Annotated in this window: 12 protein-coding genes; 8 read left to right on the top strand and 4 right to left on the bottom strand. The window is 58.4% G+C overall.

From position 1 onward, the window contains the following. Positions 1 to 55: 55 nt before the first annotated feature. Together AC30D9_RS01585 and AC30D9_RS01590 are read right to left on the bottom strand one after the other, a co-directional pair. Positions 56 to 769: a GntR family transcriptional regulator gene (locus AC30D9_RS01585; RefSeq protein WP_307572205.1), complete on the bottom strand. Its 714-nt coding sequence runs from the start codon at positions 767 to 769 to the stop codon at positions 56 to 58. Between the two features lie 121 nt (positions 770 to 890). After that, positions 891 to 1,922: an Ldh family oxidoreductase gene (locus tag AC30D9_RS01590; protein WP_490143269.1), complete on the bottom strand. Its 1,032-nt coding sequence runs from the start codon at positions 1,920 to 1,922 to the stop codon at positions 891 to 893. A 293-nt stretch (positions 1,923 to 2,215) separates the two neighbouring features. On the opposite strand from AC30D9_RS01590, the gene AC30D9_RS01595 reads away from it, so the two are divergent. The 3 genes from AC30D9_RS01595 to AC30D9_RS01605 all read left to right on the top strand — a co-directional run bounded on the left by AC30D9_RS01595 (position 2,216) and on the right by AC30D9_RS01605 (position 13,278). Next, positions 2,216 to 7,048 carry a dermonecrotic toxin domain-containing protein gene (locus AC30D9_RS01595; RefSeq protein ID WP_490143270.1) on the top strand — a complete coding sequence of 1,611 codons (4,833 nt, stop codon included), beginning with the start codon at positions 2,216 to 2,218 and terminating at the stop codon, positions 7,046 to 7,048. A gap of 159 nt (positions 7,049 to 7,207) precedes the next feature. Next, complete coding sequence (locus AC30D9_RS01600; RefSeq protein ID WP_490143271.1) at positions 7,208 to 8,209, top strand: FecR family protein; 1,002 nt, start codon at positions 7,208 to 7,210, stop codon at positions 8,207 to 8,209. 245 nt (positions 8,210 to 8,454) lie between these two features. Then, complete coding sequence (locus AC30D9_RS01605) at positions 8,455 to 13,278, top strand: dermonecrotic toxin domain-containing protein (protein ID WP_490143272.1); 4,824 nt, start codon at positions 8,455 to 8,457, stop codon at positions 13,276 to 13,278. A gap of 135 nt (positions 13,279 to 13,413) precedes the next feature. Here AC30D9_RS01605 and pvdQ read toward each other — a convergent pair whose 3' ends face one another. Then, positions 13,414 to 15,762: a bifunctional acylase PvdQ gene (gene pvdQ / locus AC30D9_RS01610; RefSeq protein WP_490143273.1), complete on the bottom strand. Its 2,349-nt coding sequence runs from the start codon at positions 15,760 to 15,762 to the stop codon at positions 13,414 to 13,416. A gap of 297 nt (positions 15,763 to 16,059) precedes the next feature. Between pvdQ and AC30D9_RS01615 the strand changes: the two genes are divergently transcribed. Continuing rightward, positions 16,060 to 16,440 (top strand): fe2+ zn2+ uptake regulation protein, encoded by a 381-nt coding sequence (locus AC30D9_RS01615; protein ID WP_134924448.1) that lies wholly within the window; start codon positions 16,060 to 16,062, stop codon positions 16,438 to 16,440. A gap of 9 nt (positions 16,441 to 16,449) precedes the next feature. On the opposite strand, the gene AC30D9_RS01620 is transcribed toward AC30D9_RS01615, so the two are convergent. Continuing rightward, positions 16,450 to 16,638 (bottom strand): hypothetical protein, encoded by a 189-nt coding sequence (locus tag AC30D9_RS01620; protein ID WP_003202135.1) that lies wholly within the window; start codon positions 16,636 to 16,638, stop codon positions 16,450 to 16,452. Between the two features lie 150 nt (positions 16,639 to 16,788). Between AC30D9_RS01620 and AC30D9_RS01625 the strand changes: the two genes are divergently transcribed. The 4 genes from AC30D9_RS01625 to AC30D9_RS01640 all read left to right on the top strand — a co-directional run bounded on the left by AC30D9_RS01625 (position 16,789) and on the right by AC30D9_RS01640 (position 20,196). Beyond that, positions 16,789 to 16,926, top strand: a complete 138-nt coding sequence (locus tag AC30D9_RS01625) for a hypothetical protein (protein ID WP_014338251.1) — start codon at positions 16,789 to 16,791, stop codon at positions 16,924 to 16,926. 143 nt (positions 16,927 to 17,069) lie between these two features. Next, positions 17,070 to 19,064 carry a methyl-accepting chemotaxis protein gene (locus tag AC30D9_RS01630; protein ID WP_307572199.1) on the top strand — a complete coding sequence of 665 codons (1,995 nt, stop codon included), beginning with the start codon at positions 17,070 to 17,072 and terminating at the stop codon, positions 19,062 to 19,064. A gap of 251 nt (positions 19,065 to 19,315) precedes the next feature. Next, positions 19,316 to 19,762, top strand: a complete 447-nt coding sequence (locus tag AC30D9_RS01635) for a DUF411 domain-containing protein (protein WP_109754182.1) — start codon at positions 19,316 to 19,318, stop codon at positions 19,760 to 19,762. Then, complete coding sequence (locus AC30D9_RS01640; RefSeq protein WP_490143274.1) at positions 19,762 to 20,196, top strand: YqaA family protein; 435 nt, start codon at positions 19,762 to 19,764, stop codon at positions 20,194 to 20,196. Before AC30D9_RS01635 ends, AC30D9_RS01640 begins: the two co-directional genes overlap by 1 nt. Positions 20,197 to 20,231: the final 35 nt, after the last annotated feature.

The following is a 20,231-nucleotide window of genomic DNA, read 5'->3' on the forward strand; positions in this document are numbered from 1 at the left end:
CACAGGGGTTCAGTGATGAGTTCACGATCCAGCATTCATCCACAATTGGGGCTGTTCACTCCGAACGCAGAATCACCGTCATCCGCTCATCAGCCAGCGTCGAGCCGAACACCTCGGCGTAACGCAAGGTCGCATTGGCATGCTCGCGCATGATCGCCTCGGCGCGGGCGCCCTGGCGGTGGATCAACGCGTCGAACACCGAATGGTGTTGCATATGGGCATAGTTGAAGCGGCGAAACTCGCCGGCCATGTTCTGGCGATCCACCGCCAGGGCGGTCACTGAGGCGAATGGCAAATGATCGTTGCGAGCCAGGGCATCGGCAATCGCCGGGTTGTGGCTGCCTTCGACGATCACCTGGTGAAAGCGCATGTTGAGGTCGTGATAGACCTCCAGGTCGTCCTCGGTCACATAGCCCTTGGCGAACAGTTCATCGCCCTGCACCAGACATTGCTCGAGTATCGCGCGGGCCTCTTCAGACAAACCGTGCTCGGCCGTCTGCCGGGCCGCCAGGCCCTCCAGCACGCCACGCACCTCCACGGCCCCGGCGATCTGCTCGGCACTGACCGAACGCACCTGGAAACCTCGTCCGCCGAAGCGCACCAGCAACCCTTCCTGCTCCAGGGTGCGGAACGCCATGCGCACCGGCATGCGCGAAACACCGAACAGTTCGGCCGTGGGGACTTCCATCAAGCGTTCACCAGCGGCCAGCTCGCCCGAGGCGATCATCTTGCGCAGCGCAACCAGCACCGTTTGGCCGGGCTTACTCATCCAAGCGATTCCAGAGAAAAGAAGCCGTCATAGTAGAAGGCTTGGCACAGTGTGTCACGGCGAGGCACCGGCTCCAGTCGGTGGGCAGCCAGCCTGGCTGCCACCGGTGCTCCCAGGTTGCTCAAATCCCCGCCAACTCGCGCAACTGTGCCAAGACCGGCTCGTCCAGGGTAATCCCATGCTCATTGGATTTGCTGCGCTCGCGGTGGCGACGGTCTCCCGGCAACCGGCGCAACCCGACGCCATGCATCTGCCTGACCAATTCCTGGCTGCGCTCGGCGAAGTCCTGCCCGGCGGTCTTGCTCGGGTCGATCACGATCAACAACTGGCCGGTCCACGGCGTCTTGGCCCCCGGATGGTTGTGCCAGTCGAATTCGAAGGAAAAATTGCCGCCAGTCAGCGCAGCGGCCAGCAACTCGACCATCATCGACAACGCCGAGCCCTTATGCCCGCCAAATGGCAGGAGCGCGCCACCTTCGAGAATCGCCTTGGGGTCGCGGGTCGGCTGGCCGAGGCTGTCCACGCCCATGCCCGGCGGCAACAGCTCGCCCTTGCGTGCGGCAATCTGTACGTCGCCGTGGGCGATGGCGCTGGTGGCGAGGTCGAAGACAATCGGCTCGCCGTCGGCCCGCGGCGCGGCGAAGGCAATGGGATTGGTGCCAAACAATGGACGGTCGGCGCCATGGGGCACCACGCACGTCATGCTGTTGACCACGCTCAACGCCACCAGGCCTTCATAGGCAAACGGCTCGACATCCGGCCAGAGCGCGGCAAAGTGATGGGAATTGCGAATGGCCAGGACAGCGATACCGGCACTGCGGGCCTTCGCCACCAGCAATGGACGCGCGGCGGCCAGGGCTGGCTGGGCAAACCCGTTACCGGCGTCCACTGCGACGAACCCTGACGCGACATCTTCGACCACCGGCACGGCCTTACCGTTGACCCAACCGCTGTCGAGTGTCGAGACATATCCGGGAATGCGAAACACCCCATGGCTATGGGCACCGTCGCGCTCGGCCCCGGCGCAGTTTTCAGCCAGGCACCGCGCAACGTCGGTCGACGTGCCATGACGCAGGAAAATCTTCTCCAGCAGGTTCACCAGAGCATCAAAGGACAGGGTGCAAGAAGCGGCATGATCGGATGGCGCAGACATCTGAAGCTCCAGAATGATTGTTGGAGGTAGCAACAGCGTAAAGGACTCGCCGGGTGATTAAACACCGCTTCGCGGTGGGAGCAAAGCCTGCTCGCGATAACCGCCACAGCTCTCCTGTGGGAGCGAGCCTGCTCGCGATAGCGGCAGGTCCGCTTGCATCGATATTCCAGCCTGACAGGCCTCAAGCCCGGCGTGCGGTAACTATGTACCACCTTTGCCCATTCATCGTTGCCTAGTCTGGCGGCTTCCTCCACGTTCGCGCCGCTTTGAGGCGCCTTGATCGAGAAGCAACGATGCTCACTGAAACCGCACCACTTTTATTTTCCGAGGTATTGGACGCCCATCGCCTGGACGAATTGACCGTCACCCACGGGCTGACGCAGGCAGACCTCGACTGGTTACACCATATCGCCCTGCCCAACCACACCCAGCGCACGGCGCAGACGCCACCGATGTTCGCCGAAACGATTCTGTTGCAAGCCGAGGAAAAAACGCCCATTGCACTGGCCGGCTGCCTTGCCCTCGGCACCTCGACAGACCGCAGCGCATCGAGCACCCAACCGGCTTTCCTCTACACGCCCAGCGGTGGAATCGAAAAACTCGACAACCTGGCGTCCCTCGAAGAAAGGATCGACCAGATGCGCCAGGACCCCGCGCAACGCGACGAGCTGTTTCGCCTCTTGTCGATTTCCCAGCGCAGCGAATTGAACAGCACGACCGACATCAAACAGACCCGGCAACTCATCGAAGAGGATGTGTTCACGACTCAGCTCAAATCCATCGAGGACGCCCAGAGCCTCAATGCCCTGGCCATGGTGAACGAGCTGATCAAACTGCCCTCGTTACGGTCGATGCTTGACCAGGTATTGAGCGATGCACTACCGGACCTGGATCATCGACAGATCCGCGTGGCATTCAGCAAGGGCGGGCACCTGGCAGATCCAAAGGCAATCCAGGTGACCGAAAGCATTCCACTGAGCGACGCCATCCTGGGCTATTTCCATAATCAAGGCTGGCCGCCCGGGCATGACATCGATCTGACTCACCCGGGCACGCTCCCATCGTCCTACACCCCTCAGCAATGGGAAAACATCATAAAGGACACTGCCAGGAAACTGATTCCGACACTGCTGGGCCGCATCGATGACTTCTGGGAAAACACAACGGCCCGCTTCTACATGTCCCGGCGCAAACTGCTTTCCCAAGTCATCCATGATGGACTCTGGGCCGCGATCCTGGTCGAACGGGAAAAAAGGCAGCTGACGTATGAACAAAGTCGTGAGTTGCTCCGGCTGTTCCGGGCCTCCCGCCGGGACGAGACGCTACTGTTCATCGAAACGATTCGCCTCTGGGAATACGAACCGCACTATGTAGAGCTTGCAGGCTCGCTGATGATCAGCGCCAAAGGGAACTATCTCTACACCCCCATTCATGGCCTTCAGAAGATAGACAACTATCTGGGTTTCAAGGAAGCGCTACTCGGCAACCCCGCAGGCACCACGCAAAAGGAAGCGCTCTATAACCTCCTGGGCCTGGAAGAGCGCAACCGTTTCCTGCGTTTTGACGAACCACAACTCTCCGGCGAGCCACTGGACCTGCCAGTCTCCGAATCCCTGGCGAACGCCATCATCAAAAAGCAGAAGGATAATCTCCACTACGCACTGGAAATGTCTCGCCAGGGCGACATCGACATTCACTCACTCATCGACAAAGCGTTGGATATACGCGCCTTCATCAACAAAAACCTGCTGAGTCAGCCAACCGCCGGGCATTGGGGAACTCATCCCGCCTTTCATGGAAGCCTGCGTCCGTCCAATTTCATGGCCGATCAGATGGCGAGGAAGGTCAAGAGCTATACCGATGTCGAAATGGCTTTCGATGGCCTCTTCACTCGGTTGCCGTTATCCCAAGGCGTTTCGCTGCACAACGGGCTCAGGCGGTTACTGCCGGAGCTGACCAATGTCTTTTCCTTAGGCATACGCGCCGAAGCTGAACTTCGGGAACTCAACGCGAGCCTGCCGGCGATTGCCAATGACCTGATCAAAACAGTCTTTGCCTACGACTCAGAATATCCCGGCCGCTCACAACGTATCGGAGTCAGGGGGTTTCGGCCGGATGTCTACTCGTTGACGCTGGCCTGCAGCGAAGAAGGTCAAACGACTTACTTGGCCCTTGCCAATTGCTTTCTATTGACCGAGCGCGGAGGACTCGATACGCCCTTTTCGGGCATGGCCATCCTCTGGACGCCCGCCGATGGCTTGCAGGCTTTTTCGTCCGTCGAAGTGGCCACTCGGCAAGTGAACCGGAACCTGCTCGACTCGCGAAAACGCTTTGGTCTGCTCACCAACCTCACACCCGACCAACGCAAGCCTCATGGACGTTATCAACTCCAGGCGTACGAACTGATCGAAGACAACGTGCTGGTGAATCGGATGAACTCGTTCATCAAACACTTCGAGGCCGAGCAGGGTTATCTGAGCACATTGAAAGCCGGAAGTTGGCAACTGACCGGCGAGGCACTATTAAAAAGCCTTCAGGCGATGCTGAACAAAGGCGCGCCCACCAACCTCAAGCGCGCCACAGACATTGCCCAGGCCAATAGACGGCAACAGAAACTTCCCGCCTGGCTCGGTACAGCCGTGCTTGAAGACCAACGCCTGCACATTGAATTGCTTGAGCAATATAAAAACAGCGTGGCCGACGGCAAGGACTACCTGGACGGTGTCGAGCCGCTGCGAACCTATGCGCGCAATAAACTCAAAACGCTGTTGGGCGCACGCTTCGCTGCAAAGAACCTTGACCCCGATACCATCCAGATCACACCGAACCTAGCCATCGTCGGGCCGGCCAGTGCGCTGACCGACTTTGCCTTGCAGCACATCGAAGTGACCCGGGAAGGCTTCAAAGTGTCTTCGACGTCCACGCAGAAGCTGCCGGACGGCCTGAACGAAACCGCTGTCCGGCAAATGTTGTCCTCATTGGATATCTCGACCGACTATAAAAAACATGTAGCGCAAAAACTGTCCGGCACCACTGCGGATGTCCAGCAAAGGAAGACAGCTTTCCGCCAACAATTACCCTGGCAGTTGCTGCAACACGCTCACGCACGGCATCTACAACAGCACCTCTCCCCCCTGGCTTTTGATCTGATCCGTCAGGTGATGGACATGCCCGATGCCATCGCCCGCCAAGCGGTGGCAGGGGCCAATGCGATTATTCGTCCCCTGGAATTGATCAAGACCGGCGGCGCGGTGCCGGTCAAGGCGCTGGGGCTTTACTTGATCGGATCGAGCCTCGATGCAGCAGGCCCTCAGGTCCTGTATTCGCCTTACCATGAGGGTCATTGCTTCAGCGAGTTCAAGGACGAAAAAAGCGTTATTGCCGCATTCAATGCCTCAGGATCGCTTCAGGACCTGCTGATTCGACGGCTTCCCGAGAACCAGCAGGCCACTTTCAGAAACCTGCTCGCCGCTACGCTCGGGCAGCGATCGGAAATGACCCTGGCCTCGAATCCTATCCAGACCAATCTGCTCGACACATTGTTCGACGACAATGTGACATTGCTATCGGACATGCTGACCACACAGACAAATGAAAACCGTCAGTTTGACTGGAGGACGGCCCTGCATCTGTTCAGCTCCGGCGTCAAGTTAGTGGGGGGGCAGTTGTTGGGCAAACTGACTTTTATCGAAACGCTGTGGGAAAGCTACCAGGACTTCAAGATCTCAGCCGAAGCCTTGCAGCAGCATGACTGGAAAACAGGCTTGCACGACTTTATCGCCGGTGCCGCAGAAATGGTGTCGCTGGGCATGCTGAATCGTGACGATACATTCGGCCTTCTCGATCCCACAGAGCCGGTCTCGCAAGGCGCGACGCCGGCGGTCAATTGGAAGAACATCGCCTCCACCGCCCAGATCCGGACTGACCTGAACGTTTTCGAGGCCATGGGCATCAGCCTGGCGAACTTGCAAATAGACCCGATCGAGAAAACCTACAAGGCACTGGAAAATAGCAGGCGCTATATCCCCCTCGCCGGCAAAGTCTTCCAGGTGGCGAAAGCCAACCAAACCTGGCGAATCGTGCATGAGCACGGAGAGGGGCCATTGCTGAGAAAGTCGTCTGACGGCCGGGCATGGGAACTCGATCCTCAACGCCAGACCATACGCTTCGGCAAGGCCGGGTCGAAAATGGCCGTCACCTACAGCGACTTCAAGGCCAAGGGCTCACTGAATATTGAAGCGCGGGGAATGTCCGAGATACGCAGGAAGTATCCGTACCGCGCCAATATGATTGTCCAGGCACTGGAGACCGCGAGGTTCTATTCATTCAATGCCCTTCACAACTTCGAGCAATTCAAGCGACGACCGCTTACGGGCTCTCGGCTGGATAATTACCTCAAATTGTTTTTTGGGGTCAACCGCGTCGACGCCAGTCTGATCAGCAAGATAGAGACGGCGATCTCGCCCATATGCCGGGCATTGGCCGATCCGTCCTGGGAAATGCAAAATGCCGAGCGCATCGTGGTCGGCCACCTCAAGCACCTGGAAGATAGAGCGACCGCCTTCGTACTTGAGCCCGCAGCCGTCGGGAGAATCTACATCACGCAGTTTTTCTTCGACATGGACCTGGATTGGTACAAGGCCGTCGTACCGTCATCCTTTAATGTCGATGCGCATGCCGGGGGAGCGACCTTCATCCATGAAGTTTCCCACCAGTTGCTCAATACGTTCGACTTCACCTATCTGGATGCCTCACTACCATTTCTTGACTTGATTTCAACAGCGACTTATTCAGGAAAGTTGCAGTACGACAAGCAAAAGGAATTGCAACTCAATGGGTTTTCGTTGACCACACCAAAATCAAAACTGTTCACGCAGTGGGACAGCACGGATAACACCTACAAGAAGATGGAACTGTTGCCTGGGTACAAGGAAACCACCCGGGAAATCCTCAAGATAACCGGGGCCAGAACCATGGATAACGCTCGTGATGATTTCCTCGATCCGATTTTGCCGGACAAACGTATCGACGTCATACTTCGCAACGCCGACTCGATCACGCTCTTGATTTGTGAAATGGGACGCCAACTCGACCCAAGCCCGTCCCAGCAGATTGCCGTGCCGTGACGCGTTTGAGTTGTTGATCTTTTTTTCACGCAATGTATGCGACGCTAGGCTACGACGAATGTTTGAGTAAAAAACGGGCTCATTGATGCGTAAATGCCATGACGGCTGTTCTCGGCAGCTCATGCCGAAGGTTAGAATGCGGCAAACCAGGAAGAGTCAATGACCGAACATACCCTCTCGGAAGCCGAATACGACGCCATCACCGATGCCGCTGCCCATTGGTGCATGCGTTTGCATGCCGTCGATTGCACCGATGCCGAACGGCAGGCGTTCAAAGAGTGGCACGATGCCGATCCCCTGCATGCGTTCGAATACGAAGCCATGCTGCAGATTTGGGCGGTTGCCGATCATCTGCCGCGCGTCGAGCCAGCGCCGGCCGCTCCAGCGCCCCGCCGCCGGTCGCGCTGGAGCCGGTTGGCAGTCGCCGCCGCGGTATTCGTCGTGGGCCTGCCGATCGCCGCCTACACCGGTTGGAACCTGGGCTGGATTGCCAACTCCTATCAGCGCTTCGAAGCCGGTGCAAGCGTACGCCATGTCACCCTGGGCGACGGCAGCGAAGTGGAACTCAACCTGGGCAGTGAGCTGGTGTTTGCCAATTACAAAAACGAGCGCCGGGTAACGTTGGAAAAGGGTGAGGCGTTTTTTGACGTCAGCCATGACAAACAGCATCCGTTTGTCGTTCGGGCCGGCCAAGGCCAGGTGCGCGTGACCGGTACTCGCTTCAACGTATGGATGTATCAGGACCAGGTACGGGTCACCCTGCTGGAGGGCTCGGTAAGGGTCACCAGCAACCAGGCGCTCAGCCGTGACGGCCTGCCGCTTTCCCCGGGCATGCAGGCCAGCTACAAGGCGGGCGACCACCAGCCACAAGTCAGTGAGATAGCCCCCAACGACAGCTCACTGGCGTGGCGCAATGGCAAGCTGGTGCTGGATAACCTCGCCCTGAGCGACGCGCTGCCGCTGATCAACCGCTACCTCGACCGTCCCGTCATGCTGGCCGACAACAACACCGGGGGTCTGCGTATCGGGGGCGTCTACAACATCAATGAAGTGCAAAACCTGGTGCCTTCGCTGCCCAAAGTACTGCCGGTCTACCTGACCCAGAACAAGGACGGCAACCCGGTCCTCAATTCCATCGGGCAACGGCCAGCCAATAACTGAAACCTCCCCCGGTGAGAGCAAAGCTTGCTCGCGATGACGTCGTCACAGACATCACCTTTGTTGGCTGTAAAAAACGCTATCGCTAGCAAGTCCGTCCCCCAGAAACGACTCACCCCGCTCCAGCCTGACAGGCCTCAAGCCCGGCGTGCGGTAACTATGTACCACCTTTGCCCATTCATCGTTGCCTAGTCTGGCGGCTTCCCCCACGTTCGCGCGCCTTGAGGCGCCTTGATCGAGAAGCAACGATGTTCATTGAAACCACGCCACTTCTATTTCCCGAGGTATTGGACGCCCATCGCCTGGACGAATTGACCGCGCCCCACGGACTGACGCAGGCAGACCTCGACTGGTTACACCACGTCGCCCTGCCCAGCCACACCCAGCGCGAGGCACAGATACCACCGATGTTCGCCGAAACGATGCTGCTTGAATCCGAGGGTAACGCGCCGATTCCTCTCGCCGGCTGCTTTACGCTCAGCACCCTGACAAAAGCCGGCGCGCCAGACGTCAAGCCCGCATTTCTCTATACGCACTTTGGCGGAATCACAAAATTCGACAGCCTGGCATCACTCGAAAAAAAGATCGACGAAATGCTGGAAACCCCGGCACAACGAGACGATCTGTTTCGCCTCCTGTCCATTTCCCAACGCAACGAACTGAAGGGGACAACCTCCATCAGGAAATCCAGACAGATCATCAGTGGTGATGTTTTCAAAAGCCTGGTGGAGTCCATCGAAAACGCACAAAGTCTCAATGCCCTGGCCATAGTCGATGAGCTGATCAAGCTACCCTCGCTGACGATGATGCTTCATCAGGTATTGAATGAGGTGGTGTCGAACTTTGATCATAAACAGGCATGCGTGACACTGAGTAAAGGAGACGACGCGGGGAATCGACTAACCCGCAGCCTGTCCCTGAGCGACGCGGTCATCCTCTACTTTCACAATCAAGGTCGTCCCTCCGGGCAGGATGTCGATGTCATCCACCCACAAATAACAGCGTCCCCCCAGAACACCCGACAGTGGGAAAGCCTGCTAAGAATCACCGCCAGGAACCTGATTCCCAAACTCACCCATTGCATCGATAGTTATTGGGACGCTATGGGACCTTTCCATACGTCACGCCGAAAACTCCTGTCTCAAGTCCTTAGTGATGCCCTGCGGGCAACGATCGTGATCCAGCGAGAGAAAAGGCAGCTCACGAACGCACAAAGCGAGGAGCTGCTTCGACTCTACAGGTCGTCCCGCCAGGACGAAGCGTTGCTGTTTATCGAGACGATTCGTCTCTGGGAATATGAGCCGCTCTACGTAGAGCCTGCGGGCGCGTTGATGATCAGCGGCAAAGGCCACTATCTCTACACCCCCAGTCACGGACTGAAGAAAGTGGACAATTACCTGGGCTTCAAGGATTCGCTGCTCAATACCCCAACCACCAATGCAAGCAAGGAAGACCTCTACAGCCTGCTGAGCCTGGAAGAACGCAATCGTTTTCTGCGCTTCGATGCACCACAGTTGTCGAGCCGGTCGGTGACCTTGCCGACCTTCGAATCCTTGGCGGAGGCAATCATCGGCAAGCAGACGCACAACCTACGTTATGCACTGGAGATGTCCCGCCAGGGCGATGTGGAGATCCATGCTCTCGTAGACAAAGCGCTGGACATACGCGCCATGATCAACGCGAGCCTGTTGAAGCAGAAAACCGATGGGCACTGGGGCACGCAACCGGCCTTCTACGGGGACCTGCGGCCGTCCAATTTCATGGCTGATCAATTGGAAAGAAAGATCAAGAGCTATAACAGTGTCGAAGAGGCTTTCAACACTCTGTTCGCCCGACTACCGCTGTCCAACAAAACAACACTGCGTAACGAGCTGAAAGACTTGCTCCCCAAACTGGCCAACGTGTTTTCCCTGGGGATACGTGAGGAGGCCCATTTGCGGGAGCTCAACGGGACATTGCCCCCTGCCGCGCACGATCTCATAAAGGCGGTGTTCACCTACGATGCCGAATCCCCTGGTCGCCAGCAACGTGTCGGGGTCAAAGGCTTTCGGCCAGATGTCTATTCATTGCGGCTCAACTGCATTACAGACGGCAAAAGTATCTCCGTTGCCCTCGCCAACTGCTTTTTATTGACCGAACGCGGAGGGCTGGATACGCCATATTCAGGCTTGGGTATCCTTTGGACACCCGCTGATGGCTTACAGGTATTTTCCTCTGTAGAGCTGGCCGCGAAACAATTGAACCAACACCTTCTCGACTCCCGACGGCGCTTCGCGCTGCTGGAAAATCTCGCGCCCGCCCAACGCAAACCTCATGGACGTTATCGACTCGAGGCGTTTGAGTTGATCGAAGATAATGTGTTGCTCAATCGGATGACGTCATTCATCGAGCACTTTGAAGCTGAACACAATTATGTGAGCTCATTGAAGAGCGGGGATTGGCAACTGACCGGACCCGCACTGGTAAAAAGCCTTGAAGCGCTGCTGAAAAAAGGCGCCCCCTGCAATCTCACGCGCGCCACACGTATTGCCCAGGCCAGCCGGTGGCAACAGAAACTGCCCGCCTGGCTCGGAACCGCCGCTGTTGAAGATCAGCGCCTGCATATCGATCTACTTGAGCAATATCGAAGCAGCGTGAGCGATGGCAACGATTACATGAACGGGATCGAGCCCTTGCACACCTATGTCAGTAAAAAACTGAAAGCGCTACTGGACACGCGTTTCGCCGGAAAAGACCTTGATCCCGCCGCCATCCGGATCACGCCGAGCCTCGCACTGGCGGCGCCTGCCAGCACACTGATCGATTTTGCCTTGAGTCATATCAACGACATTCAAAAGACCGCCTTCAAGGTTTTCTCAACCTCCCGACAGAAATTGCCGGACAACTTGAATGAAGCAGCAGTCAGGCAAATGTTGCTGTCATTGGCTATCCCGAGCGTTTACAAGAAACACGTGCTGGACAAGCTCTCCGGCACCACTGCCGACGCTCAACAAAGCAGGCAGCGGTTCCGCCAACAAATACCCTGGCAACTGTTACAGCACGCTCATGCACGGCAGCTACAGCAGCATCTTTCACCGACGGCATTTGACTTGATCCGCCAAGTGCTGGACATGCCGGATGCCATTGCTCGCCAGGCGGTGGAAGGCGCCAGTGCATGGGTTCGGCCATTGGAACTGATCAAGACCGGGGGCACTACTGCGGTCAAGGCATTGGGCCTTTACTTGATCGGATCGAGCACCGATACGAAGGCGCCGCATGTCTTGTACTCGCCCTATCATAACGGTGATTACTTTACGGAGTTCAAGGATGAAGCGAGCATCGTGGCAGCACTCAATACACCCGGCGCACTTCAGGATCTGTTGATTCGCCGGCTGCCCGAAAATCAGCAAGCCACCTTCAACAATCTGTTCGCTTCGGCTGGAAATCTGTCGAAGATCGCCCTGGGCTTGAATCCGATCAAGACCAACCTGCTCGACACATTATTCGACGACAATGCAACGTTGTTATCGGACATGCTCACCACGCAAACAGACAAAAAACGTCAATTCGATTGGCAAACAGTCCTGCATCTGTTCAGCAGCGGTGTCAAGCTGGTGGGCAGACAGTTGCCAGGCAAGCTGACTTTTATCGAAACGCTGTGGGAAAGCTACCAGGACTTCAAGGCCTCTGCCGAATCCCTGCAGGTGCATGACTGGAAAGCCGGCTTGCACGATTTCATCGCCGGCGCTGTCGAGATGGCCTCGCTGGGGTCCTTGAATCCCGACGATACATTCGGCCTTCTCTCTCCGGTCGGTCCAGGCTCGCAGAACAGTCCGGCGGCGACCCCGGCCCATTGGAAGGACATTGCTTGCACAGCTCCCACACGTACCAATCTGCAAGCCTTCGAAGCCAGCGACGTCAGCCTCCAGGACCTTCAGCGAAACACGATCGACGGAATCTACCAGGCCAGGACGTCCGGCAAGCTCTACACCCATGTTGCCGGCAAAGTCTTTCAGGTAGTGAAAGCCGATCAGGCTTGGCGCGTTGTCCATGAAAATGGAGAGGGGCCGATACTGAAAAAAGCGCCTGGAGGCCAGCAATGGATGATTGATCCACAGCGACAGACCATTCGCTACGGCAAAGTAATGTCTACGCTCGCCACCACATACAGTGACTATAGGGCTTCTGGAGCCCTCAATATCGAAGCCCGAGGTATGGAAGAAATACGCAGGAAGTATCCTCAGCATGCCAACGCCATCGTGCAGGCCTTGGAAACCGCACGTTTTTATTCGATCAATGCCCTCCACAACCTCGATCAACTTAAACGACAGGTGCATGCAGGCTCTCGGATAGATACTTTTCTAAAAGAGTTTTTTAGTATCGATAACGTCGATGCCAGCCTGATCAAGAAAATACAAACCGCAGTTTCACCGATCTGTCAGGCATTGGCTGATCCGACCTGGGAATTGCAGAATGCGAGCCGCATCGTCATTGGCAACCTCAGAGATGCAAACGATAAAGCGAGCGCATTTGTGCTCGAACCTGATGTAGCCCAAAGGATCTATCTCACACAACTATTCTTCGACGTAGGCCTGGATCAGTACAAGGAGCTCGTCCCGGAATCCTTTAATGTCGAAGCTCATGCCCAAGGGGCGACACTGATCCACGAAATGACCCATCAGCTGTTCGATACCTACGATATCGTTTATCTAGAATCGACCCTGCCATTCTTGGACCTGATTTCGCAAGCGACGCATTTTGGACAAATGAAATATGCCTATCAAAAAAAACATCAATTCAACGCCCTTTCCTTAACCACTTCACGGGCCAGGCTATTTATGGGATGGGATAGCGTAGCCGGCGAACTCAAGAGCCTGGAACTGCTTCCCGGGCTTAAGAAAACAGCCAGGGAAATCCTGAAAGTGACCGGTGCCAGAACCATGGACGAGGCACGCGATGCTTTCCTGGATCCCAGCTTGCCGGACAAACGCATCGACCTCATCCTGAGAAACGCCGACTCCCTGACGCTGCTTATCTGTGAATTGGGACGCCAGCCCGATTCGCCATCACCAGGGGCAACCAGCCTCCATTGAGGCGCTCACCCATGACGGCCTGCCGCTTTCCCCAGGCATGCAGGCCACTATAAGCAAAGCTTGCTCGCGACGACGGTGGGCCAGCCTGCAACCATCTTGAATGCGGCTGCCCCCTCGTCCACAGTCCAACAACCGTTACTGCGTCGCCACCCTGCCCGCCTCATCACGTTCACGGATAATCAGTGCCTGATAGTGCGGATCGGCCTTGATCTGCTGTTCGGTGAATGGCAGCACACTCCACTGCTTCTGCGAAAACGCCTGGGTCTGATCTGCCGAGTAAGGCGATGCCGGATCGCTGGAAATGGAAAAAGCCAACAATCCCTGGGCCTGCGGACCTTTACCGTCGAACGTCACCACTTGCAGATAGCTGGTACCGCTGACCACCTCCCGCTGACCGTTCGCCCCCGGCACGCTCTGGATCGCGTTATAGATGCCCAGCTCCCCGGGGCCGCCATGGATCGGCGTTTGTCGACCGCCGCTGCTGGACACCTGGACATCTTGCCATTGGCTGTCCTTCGACAACCCGGCGGCCTTCACCGCCTTCACCGAGGCCAGCATGGCTTCGCGCACGGCCTTGAGCACTGGCGGTCGCTCGATCGCCAGGCCTCGTGGGGTGTGTTGCGGGTCCTTGGGGTCGAATGCGACGCGCCACGAACCCGGGGCAGCCCACACCTCGTCCATGATGTGCTGGAAATGCACGAACCCCAGGCCGCTCTTCAGGCCCGCCGTACGATCCCAGGCCTTGAGGCTGGCACAAACCTCGACCAGGGCCGACGCATCCGGCCCCAGGTCACCGGCACAAACGCCGAGGAGATCCGGCATCACCTGGTCGGCCAGGTAAACCTGACCGTCCATGACCATGCGCTGCAAATCCTCCACCTTCACCGGCCCATCCTTGGCCAGCGCGGCCATCCGCTCCAGCGCAAACCGCGCCCGCAGCCCCAGCGGCTGGCCTTGCTGGCTGATCAATGGGGAATAACCGGACAGCGGCTGCGACGGATTGACCATCCAGGCCGAATCGTTGGAGTTCTGCACATAATCGCGGCGCAGCAACTGCGGAAGCCTGTCGGCGGCATAGATGCCTTTCTGCGCCGCCTTGGGATCAATAGCCCAGGCACATTCGCTGCGTGCCCCATCCAGCACGATCAGTTGCAGCCCGGCCCTGGGGTCGCTGCACCGGGCCAATTTATCGGCGTCGACGTTCGGTACCACCGACACGTTCATGTAGAGGCTTTGGCCCTGATCGTCCACCGCCAGGGTATTGACCCAGGGAATGCCCTGGATCTCATGGACGGCGTCCTGCAGATCCTTGAGCGTGACCGCCTTGTTCATGGCGTACCACTGGGCCAGCACGCGATCGTTTTCCAGGTTCGCGTCCCGCAGGCTGTAGGCGAACCGGTTATCCCAGTCCAGCCGGCCGGGCCATTGCACGATCGGGCCGAACTGCGAGCCATAGACCACTCGGGAAATCGCCTGCACTTGGCCGTCAGGTTGCTTGACGTCGACCGCGACCGTCTGTTGGCTCATCGGCACAGACTTGCCGTCGAGCAGGTAGCGGGTCGGGTCTTTAGGATCGAGTTGCAGGCGGTACAGGGTGAAGTGTTTTGAACTGTCCACGGTGTGGGTCCAGGCCAGGTGCTGGCTGAAGCCGATGTTGATCATCGGCAGGCCCGGCAGGGCCGCTCCCATGACATCCAGCTTGCCGGGAATGGTCAAGTGCATCTGGTAGAAACGCATGCCGCCCAACCATGGAAAATGCGGATTCGCCAGCAACATTCCACGGCCGTTGAACGAGCGCTCACTGCCGATGGCCAGCGCATTGCTGCCACGCTCCAGCGCAAAACGCTGCTGGCGGGTTGCGGCGGCAGCGAAGCCGTTGGCCGAAGCACCCGCAAGTGCCGTCGCCTGGGGCGGCTGCGCGCCAGCCAAGGCCTCGGCGAACTGGCCGACGCCGCCTTCCACCAACAGTCGACGAGTCAACTTGACCAGGTCCAGCGCCGTGATCGGCCGCACCCACTCGCCGGCACACTGTTCCGGCAGGCCTTTGGCCTTGCGCTCGACCAACGCACGGTTGTAGCCCGCCACGTAGCCTTCGACCAGTTGCTGCACTTGAGGCGTCTGGGCCTGCCAGAAACCGGAAACCGCTTGCGGTGTGTTGAGCCAACTGAAAAACACATCGCTGACGCGGTTCTCCCGCTGTTCGACCGTGACCTGCTGCGGCCCGAAATAGTGCGAGCGCTGGGCGTTGACCGTGACGATCTCATTGGCCAGCAGGCACAGGTTGTCCTGGGCGTAGGCATAGCCGATGCCATAACCCAGCCCGCGTTCATCCTGAGCCCGGATATGCGGTACGCCAAAACGGGTGCGACGGATCTCGGCACTGGCCTGCTGCCCATCATCCTGCGCATTGACCACGGGACTGAGCCCGAGGGCGATCCCCAGAAAAGCGCCTGCGAGGCCAATCCTCGATAACTGCCCGGACATTCTCACGCTCACTCCTGATAAAAACTTCAGAAACCAGGACGGCTACCGGTGCGACAGTAGACAAACACTCGGCCCGCCTGGGAAATCACATACCGCGTGCTGAACCGGAATGTGCCTACCCTTGGAAACGAACCGGATGAAAAAAAATTAATGGCTGGCGGCCGTTTGAATACGGGGGTTTGACGAAGCATGGGCAATTTTTTCACATCACGGTCCTCATGATTGCGCGTCCTCGTTCGTCCTATTACAGGAGAGTATCCGTGACCTTTTCTGATCAGGCTGGTAAGGAGTTTTTGCATGCGTAACGCGCAACAGCCCATGGAGGGCAAGCCAAGGCCGAGCGGCGTCTCGCTGAGCGCCCCCCACCGTGTATTCGACAAGCCGGCAGAGCGAGGCGGCAACGACCACATCAGGCGCTTGCTCAAGAGTTTCGGGCTCAGGACCAGCCTGATTCGCCTCAAAGTCATCGATGCGCTGCTCAAGGCCGCCAACGAAAACCGCAGCCTGGGCGTGCGCGGCGTGCACAGCCAGTTGTTGGGGCTGGACATTCCATTGTCCTTTCTCAGTGTGCGCGAGGTGTTGAAGCGCCTGTGCAGCGAGGGAGTCGTCACCCTCAACCCGGATAAAAGCTACTGCCTGCACCCCAGTGCGATGGCCGTGCTCCGGGCCGAGGATTGAAGCCGGCGCTCAGGACTTGACCTTGCGCCGCATCACACCGTTGATCACCACCACGATGACCGCCACGGCGATGGCGATGTATTGAAACAGCTGCTCGCTGATCATGCCTTTGCCTTGCATCCAGGACAGTCCCAGCATGATTGCCAGGACGACGAGGACGATCAGAATCGAGTATTTCAAACGTTGTGAATGAGTCATTACCAATTTCCTGAATGTATCCGTTCTGTATCCGAAGGCTTGCCAAGTCCCTACCGAATTGCGGGGATGACGGGCTGCCAACGGGGTCCCATGGTACAGCCGAAGGAGCGTATTCGCGCAACCGCGGTGGTTAATCATGAGGAATTATGTATGTTTCGTCGTATCAGCCTGTTGCTTGCCTTATTGTCCACCCTGACCCTGAGTGGCTGCCTGTTTTTCCCCCACGACCGTGGTCATGGGGATCGACCTGATCACCGTGGCGGCCCGGGCTTCGACATGCCCCGCTAACGCCCCCTGGCGAGGGAGCCGCTTCCTCGCCAACCGCTCCATCCTCCTTGCCCTCTCCTAAAGCTGCGTCACCGCAGGCCGATACATACAGGACTGCCCATCCGCCTGCTCCAGAAAGTCGCCTTCGTGCAAGGACTCCCCCCATGCCCTCATTCCGAACTATTCAGGCTCGCTACACGCTGTTCCTGATTGTATTCATGCTGGTGTTATCCATCCTGACCGTGGTGGGCATCAGCTATCTGGTCGCGCCCAAGTTGCGCCAGACCGAAGAGCAAGTGGCCTTGAACCGCATCGCCGAGGTCGCCGAGCAGATCCAGGGCGAATTGAACAAGGTGCAGGCGCAGCAGCGCAGCATTACCCAGACCATCCCGCTGCTCGACAGCGACGCCATCGACAAGGTATTGCCGGGGCTGGTGGACCAGTACGGTGAGTTGAAAGTCTTCGGCGGCGGGATCTGGCCGCTGCCCAACCAGCGGGCCGAGGGACGCAATAAATTCAGCACGTTCTGGCACCGCGACGCGTCCGGCAAACTGGTGGTCAATACCTTCTGGAACAGCGACGCTGCCCCCAACTATTACGAACAACCCTGGCACAAGGGCGGCATGGCCACCCCGCCTGGCAAATGCGCCTGGGCCGCGGCCTATAAAGACGACGCCAGCGCCGAACCACGCACCAACTGCGCCATGGCCATCCAGAAGAACGGCGTGCCTTACGGTGTTTCCACCATCGACGTGACCCTGGGTTTCTTCAATGACCTGGTGGCGCGCAAGGAAGCCGACCTGAGCGCCGAGATGCTGATCGTCGAAGGCGACGGCAAGATCATCAGCAACAGTTCGCGCATCAGCGGACCGATCGTACTGAAGAACATCAGTGAACTGGCGGCAACCTCGCCATTCGCCGCCCAGGTCAAGGCTGGCCTGGCCAAGCGCGACCAGCCGCTGCAACGGGTCGAGTTCGACAACAAGGGCGAGGCCAGCACGTTTTTCATGCGCCCTATCGAGGGTTCGCCATGGTTCCTTGCGACCGCATTGCCAACCCGGCTGATCACCGCCCAGCGCGACGACGTACTGAGCACACTGAGCCTGCTGCAGATTCCGATGGTGATCCTGCTGGTGTTGATGCAGCTTTACGCGATCCGTCAATTGACCCACCGCATGAAGGTCCTCAAGGGCAACATCGACGCCTTGTCCACGGGCGATGCCGACCTGACTCGACGTATCACCATTCGGGCCGAGGATGAACTGGGGGCGATCGGTCATTCGGTCAACCGCTTCATCGCTTACCTGCAAAGCATGATCGGCGAGGTCACCCAGGCCACTGGCGCCATGGCATCGAGCCTGGGCGACCTGCAACGGACCTCGGCTCACACCAGTGAAATCCTGATGCGCCACGCCTCGGAAACCGACCAGACCGTGACTGCCATCACCCAGATGAGCTCCACGGCCGAAAGCGTCGCGCAAAATGCCGCCGAGACAGCAGCGTTCACCCAGCGCGCCAACGAGCATGCCGACCGCTCCCGCGTAGTGGTCGGTGAGGCGTCCAACAGCGTGGTCGCACTGATCGATGAAGTGGCCAGCGCCACTCGCAAGGTCGAGAGCATGCAACAGGACGCTCAGCGCATCACCGAGATTCTCGGTGTCATCGGTGCCATTGCCGGGCAGACCAACCTGCTGGCCCTCAACGCCGCCATTGAAGCCGCCCGGGCCGGTGAGCAAGGCCGTGGTTTTGCCGTGGTGGCCGACGAAGTACGTGCCCTCGCCGCCCGCACCCAGGCCAGCACCTCGGAAATCAACGAAATGCTGACCCGCCTGACCCAAGGCGTGAGCTCGTCGGTCTCGGCCATGGAAAACACCCAGGCCAGTTGCCAGTCGGCCGCCGATGCCACATCCCGAGTCAACTCCGGGCTGGACGAAATGGCAGGTTCGGTCAGCCAGATCAACAGCCTGAGCACCCAGATCGCCACCGCCGCCGAGCAACAGAGCGCGGTGACCGAGGAAATCAACCGCAGCATGGTGCAGATCCGTCACATGGTGGAAGAACTGGTGGAAGGCGGCCTGGCCAGCGAAGCCAACACTCGGCAACTGCTGGAAGCCAATGCTCGGGTGAATGCGATCATGGGGCGGTTCAAGGTGCGCTGAATCTGCTCCCGCCACAAAACCTGTGGGAGTGAGCCTGCTCGCGATCGCGGTGGGTCAACTGCGGTGATGGCGCCTGTGCTGCCATCATCGCGAGCAGGCTCGCTCCCACAGGGTTCAGTGGTTTTCCATTCCTCTGCGAATTGTCTCCTTCCCAACCTGACAATTGTGTAATCCCCGCCTCAGCCCCCTGTCAGCTCGCGCTCGCTACTCTGTTATCCTCCCTTCAAACCGTTTGATACGAGACCACCTCCATGGCCCATCCCCTGCACTTGCTCGCCTTGAGCGCCCTGTTCGTCTCCACCCTGGCCCAGGCCGCCGAACCGGTCACCATTGATGTACACCGCGATGCCAATTGCGGTTGCTGCAAAAAGTGGATTTCGCATCTGCAAGAAAACGGCTTCAAGGTCAACGACCATGTCGAAGCCGACATGAGCCTGGTCAAACAGCGCCTGGGCGTGGCGCCGAACCTGCGTTCCTGCCACACCGCCGAGATCAACGGCAAATTCGTCGAAGGCCACGTCCCTGCCGACCAGGTGCTGGCGTTGAGCAAGCGCGATGACTTGCTCGGCGTGGCCGCACCGGGCATGCCCATGGGCTCGCCCGGCATGGAAATGGATGGCATGAGCGACGCTTATCAAGTGATCGGCCTGAAAAAAGACGGGACCCAAACCGTAGTGGCGGACTATCCGGCCCATTGATGGGCGAAGCCTACATCGGCCTGTTCCTCGCGGCCTTCGGCGCGGCAACCCTGTTGCCGCTGCAATCCGAGGCGTTGTTGGTCGGCTTGCTGCTCAGCCAGCGCCATGAAGCCTGGCTGTTGCTGGGGGTTGCCACGTTCGGCAATGTCCTGGGTTCACTGGTGAACTGGTGGCTGGGCACGCGCCTGGAGCATTTCAAGGACCGGCGCTGGTTTCCGGTCAGTCCCGCCCACCTGGACAAGGCTCGTGGGCATTACCAACGCTTCGGTCGCTGGTCACTGCTGCTCAGCTGGTTGCCGATCATCGGCGATCCGTTGACCCTGGTGGCCGGAGTGATGGGCGAACCGTGGCGGCGCTTCCTGCTGCTCGTGACTCTTGCCAAGGGCCTGCGCTATGGCGCTCTCGCCCTGGCGACTTTGGGCTGGATGGACTGAACGTTCGCGTCGTTCGATTGCCTGTGGTTAATGTC

The sequence above is a fragment of the Pseudomonas sp. DF11 genome, assembly GCF_058148565.1.